23 protein-coding genes are annotated in these 26,036 nt (G+C 44.0%); 7 read left to right on the top strand and 16 right to left on the bottom strand.

Translation table 11 applies throughout. The features are described 5' to 3' along the window. Positions 1-346 precede the first annotated feature (346 nt). The 4 genes from HRQ85_RS09670 to HRQ85_RS09660 all read right to left on the bottom strand — a co-directional run bounded on the left by HRQ85_RS09670 (position 347) and on the right by HRQ85_RS09660 (position 2,633). Positions 347-601, bottom strand: a complete 255-nt coding sequence (locus HRQ85_RS09670; RefSeq protein ID WP_017059204.1) for a DUF3297 family protein — start codon at positions 599-601, stop codon at positions 347-349. 242 nt (positions 602-843) lie between these two features. Continuing rightward, positions 844-1,278, bottom strand: a complete 435-nt coding sequence (locus HRQ85_RS09665; protein WP_172379476.1) for a GNAT family N-acetyltransferase — start codon at positions 1,276-1,278, stop codon at positions 844-846. 66 nt (positions 1,279-1,344) lie between these two features. After that, complete coding sequence (locus HRQ85_RS26400) at positions 1,345-1,479, bottom strand: hypothetical protein (RefSeq protein ID WP_017059202.1); 135 nt, start codon at positions 1,477-1,479, stop codon at positions 1,345-1,347. A gap of 23 nt (positions 1,480-1,502) precedes the next feature. Beyond that, positions 1,503-2,633 carry a PcfJ domain-containing protein gene (locus HRQ85_RS09660; protein ID WP_136982730.1) on the bottom strand — a complete coding sequence of 377 codons (1,131 nt, stop codon included), beginning with the start codon at positions 2,631-2,633 and terminating at the stop codon, positions 1,503-1,505. A gap of 235 nt (positions 2,634-2,868) precedes the next feature. Here HRQ85_RS09660 and HRQ85_RS09655 point away from each other — a divergent pair, with 235 nt between their 5' ends. The 4 genes from HRQ85_RS09655 to HRQ85_RS09640 all read left to right on the top strand — a co-directional run bounded on the left by HRQ85_RS09655 (position 2,869) and on the right by HRQ85_RS09640 (position 7,169). Continuing rightward, positions 2,869-3,291, top strand: a complete 423-nt coding sequence (locus tag HRQ85_RS09655) for a universal stress protein (RefSeq protein WP_017063967.1) — start codon at positions 2,869-2,871, stop codon at positions 3,289-3,291. A 193-nt stretch (positions 3,292-3,484) separates the two neighbouring features. Beyond that, complete coding sequence (locus tag HRQ85_RS09650) at positions 3,485-4,861, top strand: DASH family cryptochrome (protein WP_172379475.1); 1,377 nt, start codon at positions 3,485-3,487, stop codon at positions 4,859-4,861. Next, positions 4,858-6,429, top strand: a complete 1,572-nt coding sequence (locus HRQ85_RS09645; RefSeq protein ID WP_172379474.1) for a cryptochrome/photolyase family protein — start codon at positions 4,858-4,860, stop codon at positions 6,427-6,429. Before HRQ85_RS09650 ends, HRQ85_RS09645 begins: the two co-directional genes overlap by 4 nt. Further along, positions 6,429-7,169, top strand: coding sequence for an SDR family oxidoreductase (locus HRQ85_RS09640; RefSeq protein ID WP_172379473.1), 741 nt, complete (start codon positions 6,429-6,431; stop codon positions 7,167-7,169). Before HRQ85_RS09645 ends, HRQ85_RS09640 begins: the two co-directional genes overlap by 1 nt. 146 nt (positions 7,170-7,315) lie before the next feature. Here HRQ85_RS09640 and HRQ85_RS09635 read toward each other — a convergent pair whose 3' ends face one another. The 8 genes from HRQ85_RS09635 to HRQ85_RS09600 all read right to left on the bottom strand — a co-directional run bounded on the left by HRQ85_RS09635 (position 7,316) and on the right by HRQ85_RS09600 (position 17,061). Next, positions 7,316-8,200, bottom strand: a complete 885-nt coding sequence (locus tag HRQ85_RS09635) for a PA4780 family RIO1-like protein kinase (RefSeq protein ID WP_081231109.1) — start codon at positions 8,198-8,200, stop codon at positions 7,316-7,318. A gap of 147 nt (positions 8,201-8,347) precedes the next feature. Continuing rightward, positions 8,348-8,497 carry a DUF2256 domain-containing protein gene (locus HRQ85_RS09630; RefSeq protein ID WP_086970005.1) on the bottom strand — a complete coding sequence of 50 codons (150 nt, stop codon included), beginning with the start codon at positions 8,495-8,497 and terminating at the stop codon, positions 8,348-8,350. Between the two features lie 330 nt (positions 8,498-8,827). After that, positions 8,828-12,544: an AAA family ATPase gene (locus tag HRQ85_RS09625; RefSeq protein WP_172379471.1), complete on the bottom strand. Its 3,717-nt coding sequence runs from the start codon at positions 12,542-12,544 to the stop codon at positions 8,828-8,830. Between the two features lie 5 nt (positions 12,545-12,549). Continuing rightward, on the bottom strand, positions 12,550-13,803 hold the full coding sequence (gene sbcD / locus HRQ85_RS09620) for an exonuclease subunit SbcD (RefSeq protein ID WP_172379470.1): 1,254 nt from the start codon (positions 13,801-13,803) through the stop codon (positions 12,550-12,552). Between the two features lie 213 nt (positions 13,804-14,016). Then, on the bottom strand, positions 14,017-14,586 hold the full coding sequence (locus HRQ85_RS09615; RefSeq protein ID WP_102454198.1) for a porin family protein: 570 nt from the start codon (positions 14,584-14,586) through the stop codon (positions 14,017-14,019). 508 nt (positions 14,587-15,094) lie between these two features. Then, positions 15,095-15,751 carry a glutathione S-transferase family protein gene (locus HRQ85_RS09610; RefSeq protein WP_172379469.1) on the bottom strand — a complete coding sequence of 219 codons (657 nt, stop codon included), beginning with the start codon at positions 15,749-15,751 and terminating at the stop codon, positions 15,095-15,097. A 174-nt stretch (positions 15,752-15,925) separates the two neighbouring features. Next, complete coding sequence (locus HRQ85_RS09605; protein WP_172379468.1) at positions 15,926-16,522, bottom strand: LysE/ArgO family amino acid transporter; 597 nt, start codon at positions 16,520-16,522, stop codon at positions 15,926-15,928. A 14-nt stretch (positions 16,523-16,536) separates the two neighbouring features. Then, positions 16,537-17,061, bottom strand: a complete 525-nt coding sequence (locus HRQ85_RS09600; RefSeq protein WP_172379467.1) for a GNAT family N-acetyltransferase — start codon at positions 17,059-17,061, stop codon at positions 16,537-16,539. 274 nt (positions 17,062-17,335) lie between these two features. Between HRQ85_RS09600 and HRQ85_RS09595 the strand changes: the two genes are divergently transcribed. Both HRQ85_RS09595 and HRQ85_RS09590 read left to right on the top strand, forming a co-directional pair. Beyond that, positions 17,336-18,631, top strand: coding sequence for a sensor domain-containing diguanylate cyclase (locus HRQ85_RS09595; RefSeq protein WP_172379466.1), 1,296 nt, complete (start codon positions 17,336-17,338; stop codon positions 18,629-18,631). Positions 18,632-18,843: 212 nt separating this feature from the next. After that, complete coding sequence (locus HRQ85_RS09590) at positions 18,844-19,587, top strand: class I SAM-dependent DNA methyltransferase (RefSeq protein WP_172379465.1); 744 nt, start codon at positions 18,844-18,846, stop codon at positions 19,585-19,587. Between the two features lie 130 nt (positions 19,588-19,717). Here the strand turns inward: HRQ85_RS09590 and HRQ85_RS09585 are convergent, their stop codons facing one another. Together HRQ85_RS09585 and HRQ85_RS09580 are read right to left on the bottom strand one after the other, a co-directional pair. Beyond that, entirely contained in the window at positions 19,718-21,748 is a 2,031-nt protein-coding gene (locus HRQ85_RS09585) for a TonB-dependent receptor domain-containing protein (RefSeq protein ID WP_172379464.1), read from the bottom strand. 181 nt (positions 21,749-21,929) lie between these two features. Further along, the gene (locus HRQ85_RS09580) at positions 21,930-22,850 is read right to left on the bottom strand and encodes a LysR family transcriptional regulator (protein ID WP_050621429.1); all 921 of its coding nucleotides are present in this window, start codon (positions 22,848-22,850) and stop codon (positions 21,930-21,932) included. 457 nt (positions 22,851-23,307) lie between these two features. Between HRQ85_RS09580 and HRQ85_RS09575 the strand changes: the two genes are divergently transcribed. Next, entirely contained in the window at positions 23,308-24,312 is a 1,005-nt protein-coding gene (locus HRQ85_RS09575) for a substrate-binding domain-containing protein (RefSeq protein WP_048611268.1), read from the top strand. Between the two features lie 133 nt (positions 24,313-24,445). On the opposite strand, the gene HRQ85_RS26115 is transcribed toward HRQ85_RS09575, so the two are convergent. Both HRQ85_RS26115 and HRQ85_RS09570 read right to left on the bottom strand, forming a co-directional pair. Further along, the gene (locus HRQ85_RS26115; RefSeq protein ID WP_207908201.1) at positions 24,446-24,679 is read right to left on the bottom strand and encodes a glycoside hydrolase family 30 beta sandwich domain-containing protein; all 234 of its coding nucleotides are present in this window, start codon (positions 24,677-24,679) and stop codon (positions 24,446-24,448) included. Continuing rightward, positions 24,679-26,031 carry a glycoside hydrolase gene (locus HRQ85_RS09570; protein WP_216655509.1) on the bottom strand — a complete coding sequence of 451 codons (1,353 nt, stop codon included), beginning with the start codon at positions 26,029-26,031 and terminating at the stop codon, positions 24,679-24,681. Before HRQ85_RS09570 ends, HRQ85_RS26115 begins: the two co-directional genes overlap by 1 nt. Positions 26,032-26,036: the final 5 nt, after the last annotated feature.

The raw sequence follows: 26,036 nt of genomic DNA, 5'->3' as shown, positions 1-26,036 counted from the left end.
AGTTTCATTTAATTAGACTACGCTTCATATTTTTATTTGTGTCTGCTTAATTAAACATCACAATTTTCGAGTATGAACAGGCCCCAAAAGAGCGAGCGAACATAAATCAACCAACAACAACTTTGTTATTACTGCAAATGCATAGTGAATAACAACAATTTTGGTTGAATCTGTGGAATTATGAAGGTGGTGTGGGCTATTGGTTAAAGAAGTTCACCAAAATCAATGCAAACAAAAAGGGTCTAGATTTATCTAGACCCTTTTAGGTAATAACGCTTGGTGGCTTTGGCTTTATGTTGGCTAATTAAGCTAATTACACGAAGTATTAGCTAGCCACACGACGTGATTATGCGTCGATGTAAAAAGCTTCTACAGTGCCTTTTAGAGTAATAAGCATTGGCTGACCAAAACGATCTAGCGCTTTTGGAGAAGGGATCTTAACCCAACCTTCGCTGATGCAGTATTCTTCAACATCAGTACGCTCTTTACCATTTAGACGAATGCCGATTGGGTATTCGAAACACTCAGCAACGTGGTGTGGGCTGCGTGGGTTACCTGCAAGATGATCTGGTAAAGCTGGTCTTGAATTAGTATCGCTCATGTTCATTACCTGTATGTACGTAAATAAAAAAAGTGCGTCATTCTAGTCAATATAGGCTTTGTGCTCAACAACTGCTGCAATAAATCGTCTTGATCGTTTTAATCAACAGCTAGTTGTTTGATTTAAAGGCGATATCGGCATGAGTTTCAACGAAAATTTAACAGGTTTATGCGTTATGGATGAAAGGGAGAAATTCATTACTCGAACGGCAGATAACCTAATATCAGGCTTTTATTCCGAGCTTATCGATTAAGCTCAATACTCATCACTTTATGGTTCGGTTCTGATTCGATATCGACAACTGACCAACCTAGCCCTTGGTAGAGTCCCATGATATTGGTGTACGCGTAGAGTTGAGTTTGCACTGCAGAAGATACTTGTCTGACACCACGATTAATCAATTCACTGGCAATACCTTGACCGCGCCATTGAGGGTCGACAAACACGGCGTTGATCCACACTACATCCCGAACTTGGTGAGGTTCTTGAAAATAGGAATACGCCAAGCCACCAATGACCACATTATCGCGAAGTACGGTTATTACTGGAGGGAGTTGTACGTTTTCTTTATAGGTATCTTTAAACTTGAAATCAGACCATTCGCTTTGAAATAAGCCCTCTAGCTCGCTCCAATAAGGTGAGGTTTCATCGCAATTTCTAAAGATTACTTTCTGCATTTGTCCGTCCTTTGAAAGGGAGTAATTCGGCCATCCTAGCCTTGTTTAATCTAAGTGTAGGTAAAGCTACTCTTCTTCGTCGTAATCGTCTGCTGGGTCTTGATTAATTTCTTCGCCGCATCCGAGGCATTCACCTTGTAGATCCGTAGGCATCACAATAATCAAACCACAATGCGGGCATAAATCGCCTTGTTGAAACATCCTGTATTCCTTCTACTTCATGGCTATTGCTTAGGATACTTCTGCTTACTCGCTTCTAACCAGTCGTGAATCACTTGGCGAGCGGATTCCGACGGAGGAGCATTTCGTTTTCCGCAGATTTGGTCAATCTCAAACGGAAATGCTTTGCTCGGGACGCGACGTAAACCTATGGTTAAACGCTGAGGTTTGAGCATGCGGAACACCACATAACGATCGCTCATGATTCGGTTATGATACACACCAATACAGTGCTTCTGCTCGATGCCTTCGTGTTCAAGGTCGTAATAATCAGTGAGCGGATGAATGTTGTCATTACCGAGCAAAGGAACGGGATAAGGGATGTCTTTATCCATTGGGCGATTACCCTCCAATCGACGTAATTGGCGTTGCTCCGTCCAGCGGTCATGCAGTTGTTCAAACATCGCGAATGAGTTCTGGCTGGTAATAGCGCGCAGTGGATCATCCATCTCCAAATCTTGCCCTAGCAATATCGCATCTTGGAACATCGCCATCTTCGACGGTGCATTAAGTCTGCCCTCTTCCACCATTGCAATCCCTAATCGACTACCGGTTAGAAATGGATGAACTTGGTCCAAACGCAGGGCTGTGTATCCAACTTTTGAGTAATGCTTAAACTTAAGAACTCGTCTTTGCAGTGGCTCGAGAATGCGAACAATGTGGTCGAGTTCATCACCAACATTGTAATGAAGCTCTAGCTTGTCGATGAATTTGAGTGTCGCCTTACTGCCGTCTAAGCCCAACTTGGTAAGGATCTTCTTCTGCCCTAAGCGACTTAGTGCCAGTGCTTTCTTGTTGTCGACACTGTATTTCATGCAGATAAGAGCTAAAATAACAGGCCTTAATTCAAGCAATTGTGCGGCTTCATAGGTATTCGCAGCAAGCCACAACATCTGGTATTGGTACTCTGGAAAGTCGTCGGTGATTTCACGATAGCGCGCAGGTAATGAATTTAGCCAACGACCATTCACGTCAAACTGCTCAACAAGGTTGAGGCTCAGCCCAATGCCCCCATCGAGCGGTCGTCTACCATCTTCAAACACATGAAAGCCGACGAGCTTTTGAGACCAGTCTCGTATCTCAATATCGTAGTCGAAACCTAATGTTCGAGTGGGAATGGTTAGTAGTGCTGTCATTGATGCCTCTTCGTTATTGGCGCATTGAACTATCAAGCCTATCTAACAGCATAAGCTAGCGCTTCAACCACTATATCAACCTTTTGTAAATTTCTTATCAATCAAAGCGATATAAATACGATAGTGCTTAGAAGAACATTGAATGATGATTTTACGCAATATGAGATCTCTTCGATATCATTTGCGTCAACAGAAACTATGCTTGTTACATAACTCACAACAAGAGGCTTTAATTATGGATTACCGACATATTCTGGTCGCACTTGAACTGTCTGACGACACCAAGATTCTCATTGATAGAGCGACCTTCTTCGCTGATAAACTGGAGGCTGGCATTTCATTTGTTTATATCGATGGTACGCATGGAGAAATTTATCCAGAGCTCGTTGATATTCAGGGAAATGACGGTGATTTACCCATCAATGAAGATGCCGTTAAGCATTTGAAAGAGTTTGAAGCCTACGCCAAGCACCCAATCAAGCACATTTTCGTGGGAACCGGTGATTTGAACGATAAGCTCAAAAATGCCATCGAAGCCAACGGCGTTGACCTATTGCTATGCGGCCATCACCATGATTTTTGGCATAAGCTCATCTCCCATTCTAAACAGATCATCGATACTTCCCCTATCGATATTCTCGTTGTTCCTATGGAATAGAAGCTCCAGTTCGACACTCAAAAATAACCGGCATTGCCAACCTCTATCGGTATTATTGGTTGGCTTGATACCCTCTTCAACACACTCACCCTGACCGAAATCTCCTATTTCCAACTTAGAGTAGTCATTTGTGATCTTGTCAGCCTATCAACTCGTAAGCGTCTAATAATTAACAAATCGCCGAGTGAAAGTAATGAAAAAGATTGGTCTGTATCTTTTTACAAACGACTTAAGAATCAACGACAATGCGCTACTTTACCAAGCAAGCCAAATCGTCGATGAGCTCGTATGTGTCGTCGTTGAACCGATTCTGTCGCACTACTCTTTACTGTTCGCCCAAGAACAACAATATGGCGCTCACCGCACAGCTTTCATTTCGCAATCGATTAGCGATCTTAAGGCTAACCTGAGCGACTTAGAACAAACACTCGTCGTCCTTAAACAAGACCAATCCCAAAGCGATAACGTTAAAGACTCGCTCAACGAGATTATCTCTGCTCTAAACGTCACCCACTTGTTTGCAAATGTTCATTGTGGGTACGACGAGCAACAGCTAGTGCAATCAACGTTGGCTGACTGCGCTAACTTAACTGCGATTCAATCTCATAACTCAACTTTGTTTGAGCTCGATGACTTCCCTTTTACGTTAGACAAGTTACCCCGCTCGTTTACCAGTTTCAGAAAACTCATCGAACACTTGTCTGTCGATACACAAAGTTTGACCATAACGAAGTTACCACCAGCACCAGACCTAACAGAAACGTCACACTCTCACTCAAAAGCCTCCCTTTTTATGACGAACGATTTGACGAGCGAGCTGAGCTTCAAAGGCGGTGAAACATCGGGGTTAGTACATCTCGACCACTACTTCTCACACGATTACGCGAGCCGCTATAAACAGACAAGAAATGCATTGGACGGCATCGAGAACTCGACCAAGTTCTCACCGTGGCTCGCATTAGGTTGTGTCTCACCAAAAACAATCTGCAGACACCTCACGCGATTTGAGTCGCATCATGGTTCCAACGATTCAACCTACTGGATCTATTTCGAGCTGTTGTGGCGTGAGTATTTTTATTGGAAGAGCATGTCGTTGAACTCATCGCTATTTACAGGCTCATACACAAAGCCCGTTGTAGCAGAGAGTAGCAATCCATCGGCAAGCCTTAATTTTGCCAAGTGGAAGAGCGGTAACACCAACTACCCGATTGTCGATGCATGTATGCGCCAACTTAATGCGACTGGCTACATGTCCAATCGTGGAAGGCAGTTAGCCGCAAGCTGTTTGATTTACGAGTTGGGCGTCGACTGGCGACACGGCGCTGCCTATTTTGAAAGCCAGCTTGTCGACTATGATGTGGCATCTAACTGGGGAAATTGGGCTTATATCGCCGGAGCTCTCAATCAACCCGCCCGCAACAACCAGACGAAAAACCAATCACAACCTAAATCACGCCATTTTGATTTGGCCAAGCAGACTGAAATGTACGACCCAGACCATGCCTTCATCAATCAATGGACTGGCGGTAACGCAGTCACAACAAGCCTCACAAACCAGGACGCATTATGAAATTTAAAACGGTACGACTTGTGTTAGGAGACCAGCTAAATATAGAGCACTCATGGTTTCGACAGGTTAACGATGACGTTATTTACATCATTGCTGAGCTCAAACAAGAAACAGATTATGTAGCCTCTCATATTCAAAAAGTGGCCGCGTTTTTCTGTGCCATGGGCTACTTCGCTGACGAGCTCAAAGAACAAGGTCATCAAGTACTCTACCTAACTCTTGATGACACAACGCAATTTGAAAACCTAGATAAACTTCTAAAGCACTATGTACACGAATTCGGCGCTGTGAAATTCGAATATCAAAGGCCAGATGAATATCGCCTCTTAGAGCAAATGAACAAGCTCAAACTCACCAATGCAACCAAAGGTTGTTGTGATACGGAGCACTTCCTCTTTCCATTCGAAGAGATCGAACAACAGTTTCCAAAAGACAAACACATCATGATGGAGCACTTCTATCGCCGAATGAGAAAGCGTTTCGACATTTTGCTAGAAGACGGAAAGCCCGTTGGCGGCAAATGGAATTACGACGCGAACAATCGAAAGAAACTCAAGAAACAAGACATCGAAAACCTGCCTCAGCCTCTGATGTTTACCAATGACATAACCGACATTTTGCAGCGTATCGAACGCCACCAAGTGCAAACCATTGGTCAAGTCGGTAGCCAGTTATTATGGCCGGTGAACCGCGCACAAAGTTTGTCTTTACTCGCTCATTTCTGCCAAGTTTGCTTACCGTTATTTGGGCAGTTTCAAGATGCGATGACTACAGAGCACGACTCTAAATGGAGCTTGTATCATAGCCGCATCTCGTTCTCGCTGAACAGCAAACTGTTGAGCCCTAAAGAAGTGATTGATGCAGCACTGTCGGCCTACCAAGCATCCTGTCTTCGAGACAGTTCACCAGCTAAACCAAGCATCGACATTGCACAGGTCGAAGGATTTGTACGCCAAATACTGGGGTGGCGTGAGTACATACGCGCCGTCTATTGGGCGAATATGCCTGCTTACGCCAACAAAAACCATTACTCAGCAAACAATAACCTGCCACATTACTTTTGGGACGGACAAACCAAGATGAACTGCATGAAGCATGCGATCGACCAGTCTCTTGAATTTGCTTACGCGCACCACATCCAAAGGTTAATGATCACTGGCAACTTCTGTTTAATCACAGGCATAGACCCTGACCAAGTCGACAGTTGGTACCTCGGTATTTACGTCGACGCGATTGAGTGGGTTGAAATGCCAAATACGCGAGGTATGGCACTGTTTGCGGATGGCGGGATCGTCGGAACCAAACCATACTCTGCCAGCGGTTCCTATATCAACCGCATGAGTGACTACTGCAAAGACTGTCACTACAAGATAAAAGACCGCAGCGGCGAGCAATCTTGCCCTTTCAATAGCTTGTATTGGCGCTTTATGAACCAACACCGCGATGCATTAAACCGTAACCCACGTATGGGCATGTTATATCGCTCTTGGGACAATATGGACGAGCAATCACAACAAGCGATTCTCGATACCGCTGAACAACGAATCACAAACTTGGAGAACTTATAATGGTGGAGCAACTCAGATTACACATATTGGTGGTCGGTGGGAGCGGCGGTATTGGTTTCGCTGTGGTTAAACACCTATTATCTGAGCTCTCTCGGTTTGATTTTCTTGATGTGCATGTAGACGCGACTTACCACTCTCAACAGCCGGAACTAGAAAACAATCGCTTGAGCTGGCACAAAGTCGACGCCACCGACGAAGCTGATATTAAGCGCTTGAGTTCTGAGTTTGACCAACTTGATTGGTTGATTAACTGCGTGGGTATGCTCCACACTCCAGATCTTGGGCCAGAAAAAAACTTGGCGTCCATCGACCCTGAGTTTTTCCTGAAAAACATCTCTGTGAATACTCTGCCCAGCTTGTTATTGGCAAAGCACTTCACGCCGATTCTTAGAACGAGTGACAATCCAAAATTTGCGGTGGTATCCGCAAAGGTAGGTAGCATTTCAGACAACCGATTAGGTGGTTGGTATAGCTATCGCTCATCGAAAGCAGCCCTCAACATGTTCATCAAAACCATGTCGATCGAATGGCAACGAACCATTAAGAAAGGCACCGTGTTGGCTCTGCACCCGGGTACAACAGACACGGTTCTGTCGAAGCCTTTTCAGACCAATGTTCCTGAAGGCAAGTTGTTTGAGTCGAGCTATGTCGCCCATCAGTTGGTCGATATTATTCGCACTGCCACGCCGGACAAAAGCGGGCACTTCTACGCTTACGATGGTGAGCGGTTAAATTGGTAGTTAATACCAGTGGCCGTCTTTCATTAGCGCTAAAAAAGAAAACCCAACAGAGTTGAGGCTCTATTGGGTTATTTTTTGAAAGAACGCCTCTGTTTTATAAGGCGTTTGGTTGATATCTAGCTAAAGATCAAAACTGATCATCACGATTACTCAGCCCAATTGAACTTGCTATCGTCGACACCTTCTTTCTCTTCTTTCGCTCGCTCGCGTCGGTGTTGTTCTTCAATTCGCGCAGCGTCTATCTCTTGCATGATGGCTTCGATATCAGCCAAATCGTCCGTTTCCGTAAACTCGCCCGTCAGCTTGCTGTCTGGCTTTAAGTCGCCTTTTTCGTAAAGCGCCCACATTTCCTTGGCATACTCGGTTTTCGCCAATTCAGGAGCAAACTGAGCGTAATAATCACGGATGTTATTGATGTCGCGAGCCAGCATCCACTCAGCGTTGTTGTTCGCAGAAGCATCAACCGCTTGTGGTAAATCGATAATCACCGGGCCGTACTCATCCACCAATACGTTGAACTCAGACAAGTCACCATGGATCAAACCAACACACAGCATTTTAACTACGTAAGTCATCATCACAGCGTGGTCTTCGATCGCCTGCTCTGCAGACATCACGACATCGTTCAAACGTGGCGCAACGTAACCATCATCGTCAGTGACCAGCTCCATAAGCAGTACGCCATCAAAGCAACCATAAGGGACAGGCACACGAACGCCCGCTTCTGCCAGTTTATATAAGGCATCCACTTCAGCACTTTGCCAAACCTTTTCTTGTTGTTCACGACCAAAGCCTGAGCCTTTTTCCATCGCTCGAGCACGGCGGCTATTTCGGACTTTTCGGCCTTCACGATACGCGGTCGCTTTTTTGAAGCTGCGCTGGCTAATTTCCTTATATACCTTGGCACAACGGATCGTATCGCCGCAGCGCACAATGTACACCGATGCTTCTTTGCCACTCATGAGTTGGCTTGTCACCTCGTCGACTAAACCATCGTCAACTAAAGGCTGTATTCTTTTAGGTATCTTCATGTCGCCTTTATACATCACTTATCTTACAGATAGAAATATTAACTTGAGAAATGAATGACGAAACGATTAAAGGATCATCAAAATGATGACAAAGGAAGGAAATATAGGAGTTAGTGGGTTTAGAGCGTGAGGATTGAGCTGATCTATTCAAGAGTATGGAGATTCAGATTTATTACGACGACAACGTTCAGAACAGTAGATCACGTCATCCCAACAGCGCTGCCACTTTTTACGCCATGCGAAAGGTTTTTGGCAAACAGGACATGTCTTAGTCGGTAAATGGGGTTTCTTGTGCATGGCCGTTCCCTTCTTGAAGCATCCACTTCCTGCGTTTACTAGAGATTCCCTATTAGGTTCATTCCTCGCTCTAGGGAGTGACGAAAATAATACCAACAAAACTAGATTCCCTACTTCGCTCGTACCTCACTTTAGGGAATGACGGCTGCTTTTTAATCGTTTCAGACTTTAAGGAGTGATGGCGAAGTGATTTATGGCAACTCCCGACTCCGTCATCCTCGAGAAGGAGGAACGACTGAGTCGGGGATCTGCTGTATCAATGGCAAAGCTAGATTCCCTATTGCGTTCGTACCTCACTTTAGGGAATGAAGATAATGAATACAGCTAAATCTAAGCGACAACCTTGTATTGCTTTTCCATCTCACTCACACCTAAACCAGAGTGTTTTGTCACTTTAAGCTGAACGGGTACTCGCTCTTTCAGTGCTTCAACGTGGCTAATCACACCAATCATCTTGCCTGATGCATTCAAGTTATCCAGCGCGTTTAGAGCAATGTCCAATGTGTCACTATCGAGCGTGCCGAAACCTTCATCTAAGAACAGAGAATCAATACTGGTTTTGTAGCTTACAAGATCAGAAAGCGCTAATGCCAACGCCAAGCTCACCAAAAAGCTTTCGCCACCTGATAACGTCTTGGTATCACGCATCACATCGCCCTGCCATGTGTCGAGCACTTGCAGTTCTAAACCATCGTCGGCTTTACGTTTTAGCTCGTAACGACCATGCAAACGCTGTAGCTGCTTGTTCGCCAAATACACCAAGTTTTCCAACGTTAGACCTTGGGCAAACTTACGGAATTTATCGCCGTTCTTAGAGCCGATAAGTGAGTTCAAACGAGAGATATCATCAAACTCGACTTGTTGCTCGTCGATCTGCTTAAACAGATCTTGCTGATTACTTCGGTTCTGGCTATCCGTTTCAAGATTGGCAGAAATCGCGCCGATCTTGGTCGCATGGCTTTGTTGTGCGTTTTGACACTCAGTAGTTGCTTCTTCAACTTGCTGTTGGTCTTGTTCTTGCCATGCTTTAGCATTTTCGTGGTTTTGTAGCTCCACTTGCGTCGCTTTGGCGGTGTTCAACCTAGCTTGCGCACTGACAATCGCTTCGTCTAAAGACTTCTTCAGGCTTTGAAGTTGAGTTCTAACCTCTTCATCCAACAAGGCCGCTTCAAAATTAGCCTCATTTTCGAATGGGCTGGTTTTCAGTGCTGCTAACCAAGTATTCGACGCTTGTGTGTAGCTCGATTGCTTACTGACTAACTCGTCCGAGAAACCAGTGTGTTTGGTTTGCTCTGTTCGATGTTCCAGTTCGCTGCGGTTAAGCACTAACTGAGCGGCATCAAATGCATTTACCGCTTCAGTGACTTTTTGCTTCATCACATTGCTGGTGGCTTGAATGTCTTTGTCACCAAACAACTCTGTTCTTTCAGCCGTTACACGAGTCAGCTCTAACACTAGAGACTCACTCTCTCGCGTCAGTGTTGCAAGCTCTTTCTCAACACTGCTTAGCTTGTCGTCTAAGGTTTTCAATTCGGCATTTTGAGTAATCAGTTGCTTCTCAATATCGGCCTGTTGCTGTTTAGTTTGCTGCCACATGCTTGATGCTTGTGATTTCGCAGTAAACCAATCATCGATATGTTCTAATTCAGGCGCTTCGATAGCCGTTTGAACAATGCTCTCTTTCAAAGCGATCCATTGCTGCTCTTTCGCTTGAGTTATCTGAGTCACTTGCTCGTTTGCGACTTGGTTTTGCTTATTCAAATCAGCTAAGCGTTGCTCGGCCAACTCGAGATTAGACTGCGCCTTGTCAGCCATAACACTTACAGACAGGCGTTGTTTCTCAGCTTCAGCGTAATGCGCTTTAGCATCAGCCAACGCTTTGAGTTGCTGCGCGCTCTGACTTAGTTGAAGTTCACACTGCTGAGCAAAGGTTGCAACCGTAGCTTCATTGCCTAAATCGTTAATCGTCATCAGCGCCAGTTCAGGAGCCGTGCCAACGAAATCCGATAAACTCTGTTGAAGCTTGCCGACAACGCCTTGCCAATTCATTTGAGCCTGCTGAATATCCGCTTGCGCACGTTGAATGTCATCGTTAAGCGCGACAATCATAGGGGCAAGAGAATCTAATTGCTGACGATGCTCTTGGCCTTCTTTTTTGATAGCCGTTAGCTCTAGGTTTTCCGTTTCTTTTTGAGCAACCAAATTTGCAATATCTTGCGACTGTTCAATCGAATGGTCTGTTGAACCACACAATGGGCATTCAGATCCAGATTCTAGAGCTGCACGGTATTTTGCTAATTCACCTTCTTGATCAATCAAACGCGTTAATCGTTCAAGCGAAGTCTCTCTCTCTTTATATCGCTCCACCAACACTTCACGCTCTTTCGAAAGCTTGTCGACCAACTGAGTGTTGGTTTGATGTGCCTGTGTTTTTGCGTGCAGCTGTTGCTGGGCATTTAGGAAACCACGATTGATCTCGATTAGTGAGTGGGTATTGCGGTTCCAAAACTCCAACAGATCTTTTTGCGCATTCAGCACTTGCTCACTGGTGTTGCCTCGCAACGCTTCCCACTGTTGCTTTGCACTACTCTCTAGCACAACCAATTCAGCTAAGGCCTTATCTTGCGTTGCTTTCGCGTCTTTCGCAGATTTGATGATCATTTGCTGAGCATCAACCGCAGACAAAGCTTGCTTCGCTGAGTTCAGTTGTTCTGCATGTTGACGCTCGAGGGTACGAACTTGCTCGACCTTTGCTTGCCACTGACCTAGGTATTTTTCCAGGTATTGGTCAGCTTGATGCGTATTTAGGTACTGAGTGCTGAGTTTATCTTGTTGCTTCAGTGCATCTGTTTTTTGAACTAAAACAACCTGTTGATTGCGCTGCTGCGTATGTTGCTCGTTTAGCGTATTCGCCGCATTAACGGCCGCAGTTTGCTTATCTTTGAGTACGGCGATTTGGTTATCGAGCGGACGCACCAGATCGATGATCTTCTCTTGATCTTGTTGCTCGCTTTTTACCTGTTCGACAATCGCACTGCTTTGCGTCAGTTTAGTTTGCGCGTCTTTCTTCTCTGCATCACGAACAGCAAGTAACTTAGTGCTGTTATCTAAGTGAGCTTGAGTAGTGTTCACTTCTTGTTCGCAACGCTTTAAATCTTTGTGCATTGGGCGCAGCTTTTCAGCCGGTTCACTGTTTGCCAAGCGCTCTAGTGAAGGTTGATTACGGTCTAATTCATCTTGAGCGGTTTTGAGATCGTGCTCACTGGTCGCGATAGTTTGCTCAGCTTTGGTCACGTCTTTCCACCAACTTAGATGCGCTTGCCACTCTTTTAATTGCTCGGCTAAACGCTTCTGCTCGGCTTCTAGCGTTTCTCGTTCTGCGGCTAGCTCTTTGATTTGCTCTTCAGACAGTAAGCTCACACCTTCTGCTTTCGCTTTAAGGTGATTAAGCGACTCTTCACTCGACTTAAAATGATCGTAGATACGCTCTGAAATCAGGCTATAAACTTCGGTTCCCGTCAGCTCTTCAAGTAGCTCTGCACGGTCGTTAGCATTGGCATTTAAGAACGCCGCAAACTCACCCTGAGACAACATGATGGATTTAGTGAAGCGTGAAAAATCGAGACCGGTTACCTGCTCCACCAACTTAGTTTTCTTGGTCAGCATGGTCTCTAAGACTTTGTCGGTGTCCGCATCCGCAAATTCACACGTTGGCGTTTGTAATGCGCCATCGTGTTTTCCGCGTGCTCGCTTTTGGTGGAAGTTAGAGCGATACGTTTTGCCCTGCACTTCAAACTCCAGCTCAGCAAAACACTCACCCGTGCCACGCGTCATTAATTCATTGTTGCCCTTAGCGATGCTCTTTAAACGCGGTGTGCGGTGGAACAATGCCAAACAAATCGCATCAAGAATGGTGGTTTTACCCGCCCCTGTTGGGCCAGTAATCGCGAACAGGCCATTTTCCGCAAATGGTGATTGAGTAAAATCGAGCTTCCAACGCCCTTTCAAAGAGTTCAGGTTTTCAAATTCTAGGCTTAAAATCTTCATACTGGTTACTCTTCTACTTTGTTTGGCGCTTGAGCGCTCTCGGACACTTCAACCATCACTTGTTTAAACTTCACCGTCATTCGCTCTAAACGCGCTTTTTCAGAGTCGGTTTCAAACTCTTCTAAGGCAATACGCTTGCTAAACACGTCCATCGGGCTCAGTTCAGATAAGGTTTCTGCCGACTCTTGCTCTAATGCTTGATTACGACGCTCTCTTGCTCGGCGCAGTTGAAGTACTTCCACATTCAAACCGTCAGTTAATGAACGCATGCGCTCTTGTAGATCCGACAAGTAATCTTGCGCTTGCACTTCTATCGATAACCACACGCTTTGTTCGCTATCTAAACCTATGTATTGATTCAGCTGAGATTCGATCTCGCTCAAGTCGCCTTTGATTTCAGCTAGAGGTTGGAATGTGGGAACAGGCAGTTGAGAAATGGTGCGCTCACCTTCTACAAATTCAACAACACACACTTGTTTCTGAGATTTAAGTTCATCAAAGCTTAGTGGGATTGGAGAGCCTGAATAACGAATGTATTCACGCTTTGCCACCACTTGTGGACGGTGGATATGACCAAGTGCAATATAGTCTGCGTCTGGGAAGCCATCAGCGGCAAAACCATCAAGGTTGCCGACATAGATATCACGTACCGAATCCGATTGTTGAACACCCATCGCAGTTAAGTGGCCGGTAGCGATGATCGGCATGTGCTCGCTGTTTGCAAACGTCGCGCGCTTAGCAACCGCCGCATCATAAACACTTTGATAATGCTGTTTGATTGCATCGCCGAGTTGTTTTTGGCGCTCAACGCCGGTGACACCGGCTTGGCTCATCAACACATCGCGAGGACGAATAAAAGGAATGGCACAAACCAGCGCTTCTACATCGCCGTTCTTGCCTTTTAGTTCGACAACCTGAGTCGCATGATCTTCATTGGTGTTTGGAATCACGTCTGCACCCATGTATTTGAGCAACTGTTGTGTCTCTTTAAGCACAGAGACTGAATCGTGATTTCCACCTAATAACACCAATTGGCAACCGATCTTGTTCGAATCGACCACAAACTTGTTATACATCTCACGAGCGTAACTCGGCGGTGTACTGGTATCGAAAATGTCGCCAGCAACAATGATCGCGTCGATGTCGTGCTCTGTAACTTGCTCAAGTAACCATTGTAAAAACCGTTCATGTTCATTCTTACGGCTTTTATTGTAGAAGTTTTGGCCAAGGTGCCAATCGGACGTGTGAAGAATCTTCATTGCTGCTCACTGGAAGTCTGTAATACCTTTAATCTACCAAAATAGTCGAGATAATTCCCTTTTATAAGCTTGTGAAAACCAACTAATTTCAGGCTTTGGAGCAACTCCGCCCATAGCGTGACCAATCGTTATTTTGGACATAAAAAAACCGCTCAACGTTAGAGCGGTTTTAGGTGTCCATAACTTTAGCTTTAAGCTATTTCACAGAGGTCATTAAAAATTGTACGAAGCGCCCAGAGTTACTGTGCTAAACGCTACATCACGGCTTGCCAATCTATTACCATTCGGGCCAAAGAATTCGATATTTACTGCATCTGCTTGTGAGATCAAACGTAAGGTTAGGTTTTCTACTGGCGTGTATTCAACACCGATACCAAAATGGAAGCCTGCACCAGAATCATCATCAATGTAACTAGAGCCCTTAGAGTTTAGATCAACGTAGCTAAGGCCTGCGGTTACAAAGGGACGAATCGAGTTATCGAAGGTGTAGCCGAGGTTTGCTGCAACAGAAAGCGATGTTGGTGAAAGTACTTTAGTGCCAAATTTTTCGTAATCAGCATAATCTGTGTAACCAAGTTCGATACCTACAATACGGTTAAACTGGTAGCCACCGTAAAGGCTATACCCCATGCTTTCAGCATCTAAACTGCCTGCGCCGTCCGTGTCTGAGTCTTGATACACACCAAGGCCTGCGCCAATGTATGGACCACCCTCGATACCAGCAGCAAGTGTAGGAAGTGAAACTAAGCCAACTAGGCCCAATAGAAATGATGATTTAAGCATGAAAATACCCTTTTTTTGTCTGTCCTACAGCAACGTTGACCAACAGCCAATAGTTTCCGACACTATTTCACCTGTTGCGTTACTGTTTAAAATAAATTAAATAAGCAACTCCAAATGAATAATAAAACACTGTTCATTTACGGAGCGGATGAGAAAGTACCACAAGATTTTTAGGTCATCAAACGAACAATCATAGATATTTAATCAAGTCTTATTTATGAGACAGTTGTATTTCCTGAGGCGTAACGAGTACTAAAATTAGTATAAACCCGATAGACAACAGGAGTGTCATCAACATTAAATTTATTACATTCAGTTTGTTATCGAGCTAATTAAATTTTCATCCGCTCTCAAAAACAACCTGAATCTTCATGCCTAAATATAAAAACTCACGCTGTTTCTCTCTTTATCCAATAACAGATATAAAGAGAAGAATGAGTTTTATTTTTGGAGAGTGCTTATTTAGAACGGTCTGTTATTAAAATATATTTCAGTTTAATTCATGTTATTAACGAGCGTCAGCAAGACTAGCCAAGTAGTTATTCGTTAAATAGAAACCGCTGAACTTCTCAATAAAGTCCGCAGGGACGGTTTTATCGGTCAAGCCAGATTCAATCAGCGCCGCTTGCCACTTCTGTACTTTCGGGAAGCCTTCAAGCATATCAAAGCCTGAGCCCTCTTTGATTACTGACGCTCGGTGCAACAGTGGTAGCCAAGCGATGTCGACATTAGAGATATAATCGCCTTTGAAAAAGTCGCTGTCACCCAGCTTGTTCTCGGCCTTTTGGAAGGATTTTTGAAGATTCGCTAAACGTGTCTCAAAGGTTTCTTTATCTTTACTGCCCATCGTTCCACATTGTGGCATGTAATGTTTGCTTGCCTGATAAGACCAAGCGCGATCTAGTGCTTTTTGTTCCGCAGACACCTCTTCTATCGGCGTATATTTATCATCTAGGTATTCAATAATTGCATCTAACTCAAAAAGAACCGTTTCATTTTCTGTAATCAAGACAGGCACTTGTCCGTTTGGCGAAATATCTAGGAACCATTGAGGTTTATTATTTAGCTCAATGTATTCAATTTCAAATGGGACATTTTTCATTACCAAAGCACCCATTACACGTTGAACAAATGGGCAGTTTTTAAAGCTAACAAGTTTAATCATGGTGACTCCGAATTAGGTCATTAATTTGTATTTGTACCCCTAAGACGAACGCCAAAACTGAAAGACGAAAAATAATTCTATTTTGTTGGAAATAATTAAATGCGGAGATAACTAAAAGCAGTCACTTTAGATACGCACTTTAAGTAGTAAGCTTGAATGCCTAATTACGCGCAGCTAGACGATCAAAGATATTGCAATAGATGCCATGATCACGCCAACGACAAATTCCAACACCTTCCACGCTCTCGGGTTCTTAAACATTGGAGCCAAGAAGCGAGCGCCATAGCCAAGTGAAAAGAAGAACACGAATGATGCCGATACCGCACCAGCTCCAAACAACATTTGATTCGGTTGATATTGGGTTGAGATAGAACCCAGCAATACCACAGTATCCAAATACACATGCGGATTAAGCCAAGTAAACGCCAAACACATCGCAATCGCTTTGGTTAACGAGTCTTTGGTTTCAGCAGTGGCTTCTAAGGCGTGGTTTTCAGTAAGTGCTGAACGGAAGCTTAAGAATGAATAGACACCCAAAAAGATAGCCCCACCATAACGGGCGAACTGTTCAATTTGTGGGAACTGCTTAACGATTGCGCCAAAGCCCGTCACGCCAAAGCTAATGAGTAAGGCGTCAGAAATGGCACATACAGCACAAACTGCCAATACGTGTTGGTTCTTAAGCCCTTGCTTTAAAACAAACGCATTTTGAGAGCCAATCGCAAGAATCAACGAAAGGCCAAGAGAGAAACCTGCAAAGTAAGTCGACATCTAAGGCTAGCCTCTTAACGCAACTCAATACGCATAAACTGGCTGTGCGGATCCAACACATAATCAGCAAAGGGTTCACAGTATCCAAAGCCAAACTTTTCATACAGGTTACGCGCGGCTTTAAAGTAGTCTTCTGAGCCGGTCTCTAAACTGATTGTTTGATACTGGCGAATGGCCGCTGTATCTAATACGTGCTGTAAAAGTTGGCTCGCAACACCTGACTTTCGAGCAAACTGCGAGGTTCTCATCGATTTGAGTTCAGCGTGTTGGGTATTCAGCTCTTTGATGGCGACACACCCAAGCAGTTGGCTGTCTTTCCAAGCGCTGAAAAAGGTAATCTCTGGTGACTTGAGCCCATCTAGATCCAGTGCATGAACGCTTTCGGCTGGCGAAGTTGCGTACATATCAGCGAGGTGCTCTCTAAGCAATTCAATGACTTCTCCACCCGACAAGTCATCCACCTTAATTTCTATTGAAGCACTGCTTTCCAATGCTGTTCTATTTTCCATTGAACCCTGTGCATTTATTGCTGATGTCATTGTTTCAACTCTCCTTGTTTAGTTCGCTTATTTAGCTTGAGTGATTTGGTTTTTATCAACGGCCCACTTTCCTGAATTGTTTCCTTTTCAAGAACTCGGTTTGAATCAGTAAAATTACTGATTAATCATAAAATAATAAATGTCACACTGGGTACACCTAGATACCATATTTTTCCTATCTAGTCTCGTCATAAAAGCGTGCCACAAAGCCCGTAGGTCGCAGCAGCGAGGGAGCAACACCTGTTTCAGTTAACGAATAAGTAGTCAGGCCGATATGAGTATTCAACTAGATTTAACCACCACTATGCCCTGCCAAAACTTCGACTCGGCACAAGGGCGGATGACACTTCAAAACCATCGGATTATTGATGTCGACAACGAGATCGCCCAAATTTTTGGTTATCGAAACCGCGATGAGTTATTACACAATGTTGAATTTGTGTATGCCTTAGTTCCCGACAATTACCAAAACCTAGCCAAAAAACGCTACCTAGAGGCAATAAAAGGCAAGTTTGATAAGGGAAAATTGTACACGGACATTCCAGCTAATGGTCGCAATATCTCCATATTTTGTTTATCACATGTCATTGAACTGAATAACAAACCTGCGCTTGAAGTACACGTCATTGACATCACATCAATGTTAGAGGCGCAGCGTAAACGCCACGAATCAGATCTCATGTATCGAAAATTACTCAGTACATCGAAACAAGGTATTTTGATCCACCGAAACTTCAAACCTTTGATGGTTAATCAAGCTTGGGTTGAGCAACAAGGTGCCGAATCTATCGAGCAGGTACTTGCGATGGACTCAATCATTTCAATCATTCCTGAAGACCAGCATTCAAATGCCATCAGGCGGTGCGAGAGCATTCTCAATGGCAATACACCCAACTTCAGCTCTGTAGTATCCAACCATTGCTTTGATGGCAGTTATAAATACTTCAATATTTATGACAACGTGATTAACTGGGAAGGTGAAGACGCCATTCAAGTGATTCTCGAAGAGGTCACAGACAAGGTCTTGTTAGAAAAAGAGTTGCTGTACCGCGCTATGCATGATGACTTAACGCAGGTACTCAATCGCCGCGCCATTTATGATTGGATAAAGAAACCAGTGAATCAGCAAATAGAAATGTCTTGTATGCTGATTGATATCGATGACTTTAAATTAATAAACGATCAGTTTGGTCACAGTGTTGGTGATGCTGTCATTAAACACTTAGCCGATTCCATTAAAACGCACGTTGAATTACTCAATGGCGTAGTTGGACGTTGGGGCGGAGAGGAGTTTATTGTGTTCATTCCCAACGCGAAACCTGAGCATACCCAAGTCATTGGCGAACGTATCTGCCGTGCTTTTAATAAGCATACTTTTGTTGGATTCAATCGCCGTCAATTTACATCGAGCGTCAGTATTGGCATCACCAATCGATGTATGTGTCATTCACCCAACAACATTAACACGCTAATTCGGGTGACGGATGATGCACTTTATCGTTCAAAAACAAGTGGGAAAAACCAGGTCTCTATCAATGATGATGTGGTTTGCCAGGAAGCTCTTGCTTAATCCCAGATCTTTACTCTCTTTCGTGATCCAGAGGTACTTCAAACATGCGTCAAATAAGCCGCTTAATCTGACGAATTGAAGCCAGCCAACAGATAATGAAAGTACATTGACCAAGAATTAAAGCGCCTATATTGAACGATATTTGATTGCGATTTTCCAATTTCGGTATATGATGCGCCACCCTAATTTTTCAGCTTATGCTGCAGGCAAATATGTCCGCCAACGCACTCTATACCGACCTATCCGGTTACTATGATTTAATGTGTGTAGATATTGACTACCAAGCGCAAAGTAACTGCGTACGTAGACTCCATCAAATCTTTGGAAATGAAGGAAAAACACACCTCGATTTAGCTTGTGGCACTGGCCCACACGTTCGTCATTTTATTGATTTTGGTTACCAAAGCGGTGGCCTAGATCTTAACAAGCCGATGTTAGATATCGCAGAAGTTCGCTGCCCGGAAGCCAAGTTCTCAGTACAAAACATGAGTAACTTTGAGGTCACTGAACCACTCGATCTTATCACTTGCTTCCTGTATTCCATCCATTACAACGATGGCCTAGAGAAGCTTAAAGAGTGTATAGAAAGTGTGCATCGCACGTTAAAGCCAGAAGGTATTTTCTGTTTTAACGTGGTTGATAAAGACAAGATTAGCAACGACCTGTTTGTTAGACACACAACAAACCAAGACAAAGACGATTTCACGTTCCGATCTGGTTGGTATTACTCTGGTCAGGGTGATAAGCAAGCGCTAAAGCTTAGTATCGAAAAGACGACTGCTGGTGAAACTCAAGTGTGGAATGATGAACACCCAATGGTGGCATTCTCGTTTAAAGAGTTAATCGAGATATTGAAGCCCTACTTCGAGGTTAATATCTTCGAGCACGATTACGACAAGCTAATTCCTTGGGATACTCAGTCCGGTAATGCGCTGATCACATGTGTCAAAATCTAGATAAATAGATACGTGGCGAGTTAAGCCAAACCTATAGATCAAAAAAAGAACCCACACTCGCCGCTCTCCTTATAGAGCATCAGCCAGTGTGGGTTCTTTTGTATCAAGCTATCAGTTACTGAACTCTCGATTAGAAGTCAGCTGTCATACCTACGTAGTAAGTACGTGGCTCTTCAACATAACCTAGATATTCTAGTTCTTCAGATACTGACTCGTCCGTTAGGTTCGAAATACCTGCACGCAGTCGTACTGAATCATTCACGTTGTACACTGTGCCGATGTTCAATGTTGTGTATGCGTCTTGAGTTAGGTCGCTTTCGATCTGACGCTCACCACGGTAACGAGCACTAACAAAGGTGTTCAGGTCGAAAGTCGGGCTCCAGTTCAATTTAACTAAACCAGAGTGCTTGTAACGCTCAAGTAGTTGTTCGCCTGTCGACTTGTCTTCAGTATCTAGGTAAGTATAGTTACCAGAAAACGCCCACTTATCAGAGATTTGATACATACCACCTAGCTCAACACCTTGAATGATTGCTTCAGAGACGTTTTGGTAAGTTTTCGCGCCTAAATTACCCGTTGGTGTGCCGTCTGGGTTTTCACATTGACGAGCACTTTCGTTCCAATCACCGCCTTCTGGGCAGTAACCTTCCGTTCTTTCAATCAGGTCATTAATCTCATTTCGGAACAATGCCGCTTCGATATTCCAACGAGGTTGAGTGTAAACCGCCGCCAACTCGTAGTTTAAGCTTGTTTCTGGGCTTAGATCTTCATTACCGACTAACGCACAACCACCTTTACAGCTTGGTACCTGATAGTCAGATTGGTTTTGAGTCAATGTTGGAGCTTTAAATGCTTTACCCACACCACCCTTGATGATCAGGTCATTCGTTGTTTGGTGTACCAAGTACACACGTGGGCTGAACTCTTCACCGTACAGTTCATGTTTATCTAAACGACCACCAATGGTTGCCGTTAGTTGATCCGTCATTAACCATTGGTCTTGTACAAACAGTGCACCTTGGTAAGCTTCAGACGAACCACTCACTAGGTTCTCTTTATTGGTCAGCTCGCTCAGTTGGTAATCCATACCAAACGTTAGCGTATGGCTTTCACCAAGATAAGTGGTCGCAGACGCTTCAACAATCTGAGTTAATTCTTCGATATCGCTGCTGAAGTTATTACCCAGATCAGCCGCATCATTGTCAGTCACATTTTCGCGTGAGTAACGTACTTGCGTGTCACCCCAGCTCCAAAAACCGCTGTGTGTAATCGCTTGGCTGTTACGTACAACACGCGTGTCAGACTCAATAACTGAGCTTGAGCTCTCAGCCGCTGAATTACGTTCGTCGTCGCTGTAACCAAAATCGAAATCGATGGTTTGGTTATCTGTTGCATGCCATGTCAGGCTAGCAAGCATGCTTAGCGTGTCACGGTCTTCTAAAGCTGTAATATCTTCACGATCGTAGCCAGAGCTGTGTGTAGCAGAATATGGTTGCCATGCGTTACGGCTTGTTTGGTTAACAGAAACTCGCGCGAACAGCTCATCTTCAATCAACGCACCAGAAGTAGTAAAACCAACAGACTGCTCTTGGCCACCGTTGCCATCCATTGGAGATGACGAGTCCATGCTCAGTGTAGAGCTCCAATCATTTTCTGGAGCCTTAGTGATGATGTTGATCGTGCCGCCCATACCATCTGAACCGTAAAGTGCAGACATTGGGCCACGGATAATTTCAACACGTTCAATTGAATCAGCAGGAATCGTTGATAGGTCGAAGTCGTTACCACGGATGATGGCACTCGCCGAGCTTAAACGACGGCCATTCACCATGATAAGTGTGTAGTCTGAATCCATACCACGAATAGAGATCATCTGACGACCAGCACGTGTGCTATCAAAATCAGACTCAACACTCGTTGATTCGGCAACGATGTCCGCCAAGGTAATACCAGGGCTGTCTTCAATGTCTTGCGCGGTGATAACCGACATTGAAGCTGGCGCTTGTTTTAATGCCATCTCGGTACGAGTTGCCGTAACAACCATTTGCTCATCTGTTGCTTGCGCTTCTTCTTGCGCTAACACGTTAGCTGAAAGTGAGGTACAAATAACAGCGACTGCGATCGATAAAGGTTTGCGAATCAAAAGAGATCTCTCAGACATGATATTCATTCTTATATGTGATTAGTAATGATAATGGTTTGCATTAAACAAGCGACTACCATTCTTATCAACGAAAGTTTCATACCAAAAATCGATTCTCGTTATTCATCATTCAAATAACGAAAGAGATCTATATTCAACTCGATAGGTATTCATAATTTTCATTCACCCTGCAGATGAATTATGTATAAAGCTCTTTGAATATATTGCGAACCCAGCGACACATCGGGTCGTTATGAAAGCGCTTATGCCAGTATAGATAGACGTCTTCTGATGGGTGGCGCAACGCTTTAGGGACACGTTTACAAACAAGATCTCTTTGCTTAGCAGCTTGTTGAGCAAAAGGTGTCGGTAAATGAAAGATGATGTCGGTTGCTTCAGCCATATCCGGTGCAACGTTAAAATTGGAAAGCTGGATTGGAATGGAGAGTTGGCGCTGTTTATCAATTAAGCCAAGATCTTTAAATCGACTTTCGATCGAGAGCTTCTTATCCCCTTGCAGTGAGATTTGACCAAGTTGGCTATTCAACAAGTCATCAACGGTGATCTCTTTGTCCGCCAAAGGATGGTTTTTACTCATCAACAAACGGTAATCGCGGCTAATCACGAACATTCGATACAAATTTTGCTCTGAACTTAATGGCTCGTGGGTCGACAACACAAAGTGCGCATCACCGGATAACAGAGGCTCAAAGTGTCGTTTAGGAATAGAGTCGATATCAACAATCATGTTCGGCGCTTGTTGGCGTATCTCCGCAACGACCTTCGGCAACAAGTGCGCGACATTAGGCACTAAACCAAAGAAGCGAACCGTACTGTCACTGCTTTGTGGTTCGAATACATCGCCATGTACCAGCTTTTCTAAACGTGTCAGAACCGAATTGAGATCTTGCTTAATGGCTTCTGCTTTTGGCGTTAACTCATAGCCATAAGCCGCTCGCACCAGTAGATCATCATTGAAAACGGTACGCAGTTTTTGCAGAGATCGGCTCACCGTAGGTTGGCTCATATCCAGCGCCAACGCCGTGTTGGAAACGTGCTTCTCTTCAAGAAGGTGTTTAAGAATAACGAGTAGATTGAGGTCGACTTGAGCAAGATTCATTATGCAAATATTAACAATATAGAAAATTCAATGAGCGCATAGTGCTATTTCTTAACAAGTAATACAATTGATAATCACTCCTATTTTGATCTAGAGCAATACAACCTAAGACATAAAATAAATAGTCCTTTTATCCATTAGTAAAATGAACTAACGCAAAACAGTTTTGACTAATATTGAGCTCTGATTCTATAACGATAGTATTCTCAAACGGTCGTAATAGTGGAACGAAAATACCCTAGAGTCAGAAGAAAGGTGGTAGAAAAAGCAAAACAAATGCAAGGTTTGAAACACAAAAACTAAACATCAATCAGCAAAGTAAACATATGGACTCAGCCTCGTATATTGCTACTATACGTACCATCGGAAAAGTTTAAACCGTACAAGGCGTTCCCCTCTAAAGGACCCGAAGCACTACGATGAAAACTGTTACAACACACTCAACATAAAGAACATTATGGCCAACATAAGAGACGTCGCGAAAGAAGCTAAAGTATCCGTTGCTACCGTATCGAGAGTAATAAATAAACTCCCACATACGAGCGAAACAGCAACGAAAGCTGTGCACGAAGCGATGGAAAGATTGAATTATCGCCCAAATGCGAATGCAAGAGCTCTTGCGAATAAAACTTCGTCTTCCATTGGTGTGTTAGTAGCAGACGTATCAAATCCATTTTATGGTGCTATGGTTCAAGCCATTGACGAAATCGCACGTGAACACAAAAAGCATATCTTGATTACGCACGGTTACCACAATGAAACCTATGAAAGAGAAGCCATCGAACTGTTGATAAATAATCAGTGCGAACATCTCGTTATTCATAGCAAAGGCCTATCGGACCAAGAACTAATTGATTTTTCGAAGCAGATCCCTGGGCTTATCATTATTAACCGTTATATTCCAGAGATAGCGGAACGCTGTATCGCTTTAGATAACATTCGAGGCAGCAGCCTAGCATTAAGCCACCTAATTCGCTTTGGCCATAAGAGAATTGGTTACTTAGCTTCCTCTCATAATATCGATGACTCAATAGATAGGAAACTGGGCTATCGTTCTGAACTGGAGAAGAACCAACTGCCCTACTCGGAGGCTCTGGTGGTGTCCGGTGAACCGAATGAGATTGGCGGCGCAGATGCGATGCGAAATTTATTAGCGAAGAATGAGCCGTTTACCGCTATCGCGACATACAACGATTTAATGGCTGCAGGTGCCATTTCAGTGCTTAAAGAAAACAACCTACGTGTACCAGAAGATGTCTCTGTCATCGGGTTTGATGATGCCATGATAGCCAGCTATTTACAGCCAACTCTGACCACCGTTCGTTACCCAGTACAAATCATGGCGAGCCAAGCGGCAAAGCTGTCTATCCAGTTGGTAGAAAAGTCTCCTCACGAGCATAAAGGAAACCTTTACCTTCCTACACTGGTGAGCCGCAATTCCATTGCTTCACCTAACAATTAACCTATGATTTGTTAGAGAATCAACACTGAATACAAGCTTGTCTTTAGGCTCTTATTCTCGCATTCTGTTTATAAAAGAAACCCCAGCCTTATTCAGACTGGGGTTTCTTTATTATTACTAGCTAAATTTTACGTTATAGTGAGCCAACAAATGTCACCGTTGAGCGCGGAGGTACAAGGTAATCGTCTTGTTCTTTTTCTAATTCAACCAACGCCAAATCATGCTGCGCATTGGTAATGTGTGTTGTATAAGTGGCAGAATTAACAACGCCTTCTAAGTTAATAGAAACATTCTCTACCTTATCACTCGTATTAACGGCAACAATCACCACTTTATCTTGTGTTGGACTGACATAAGCCGATGCCATCAAGCCATCAAGCCATCAAGGTTGTCTACCCCACTCAGTTCTACACGCTGATAACCCGGGCGAACAAAGCGACTGAAGTTACCGACAGTCCACATCATTTTCGAATCTTCTACCGTATTGGCTTCTAAAGATGGGGCAATTTTCACCATACCATCTTTGTAATCATATGGCGTCAAACCTAACCACCAATGCCATGCTGAAGCGTTCAAACGAGTCAGGTCTCGATGCATGATACGTCCCACATGTAACGCATAATCCATATCATCTGCCTCAAAGCCATGACCATCAAAGTCACGAGAATAACCGCCACCGCCCAAGATGCTCATTTCACTCATCCAAATTTCTGCACCCGGAGACACATCCTGTAGGTTTCCATATGTCATATCACGCAGCTTACCTAAACGGTCTGGCCAAGCGTCAGAAAAGTAGCCATGTACTGAGATTTGGTTACCAATAATGTCTCTAATTTCAGGATCCCCTAACAGTTCATCAATGTAGTTTCGGTACAAGCCAACACCACGAGAATTCATGCCATTAGTTTGAGATGAACCGTCAAAGTTACGCTTATAAGCATCACGAAGTGCTGCTGTGAATTCGACCACTTCACCGCCATCAATATGAATGTCGCTACGAATACCCGCTTCGTTCAGCTTTTTATCTAAACTACGGTATACCGCTTTGACTTCCCGCATATTGTAGCGATTGCCTTCTTGAGTCTGTCCTTCCCATTCCCACGTTGGCTCGTTAATTGGACTGATGTAATTAACCGGGATCCCTACTTCTTCACTACGTAAGTAGGTCAACACTTCAACCAAAAAGTCGGAAAATGCATCCACATTTTCAGGTTTAAGGTTAGTAGAGCCTAGGTCATCCGCTGCCGTTGGGTGAGTTAAGCCGTTTTTTGTTAGGTAATGCGGTGGGCTATTAGAAAACGCGATAAAGTTATCGACACCACGTTGATGAGCCTCTTGCATGAAACGAATTTGTCCTTGCTGCTTAGTCGTGTCTATTGCGCCACCCGGCTCAGGTACCAATAATTCCGCACGGCGTAATGGATCACGAATAAAGCTACCATCACCTTGCTCGGTACTGCCTGCACCTATATTAAATCGCCACGCTGTTAAGCCAATACCATTGTCAGTAGAGAACAATAAATCAGCGAGGTGGTCGATAGCCGCATCGTCCCCTTTTTTCTGCCACTTGTTAATTGTTGGGTTAATAGACCAAGCATCCGAAGCACCAAAGCTGTGTATTGTTTGTTTGGTATTTTCAATTTCCACATCTAGTGTTTGGGCATAACTCGGCACTGACAGTATTGATGCGACTGCCATTGATAATAATATTTTTCTCATTTCAC

The organism is Vibrio sp. Vb339 (genome assembly GCF_902751245.1).
GTDB lineage: Bacteria > Pseudomonadota > Gammaproteobacteria > Enterobacterales > Vibrionaceae > Vibrio > Vibrio coralliirubri.
Note: the sequence above shows the minus strand (reverse complement) of the source record. Positions and strands in the feature narration are given on the sequence as shown.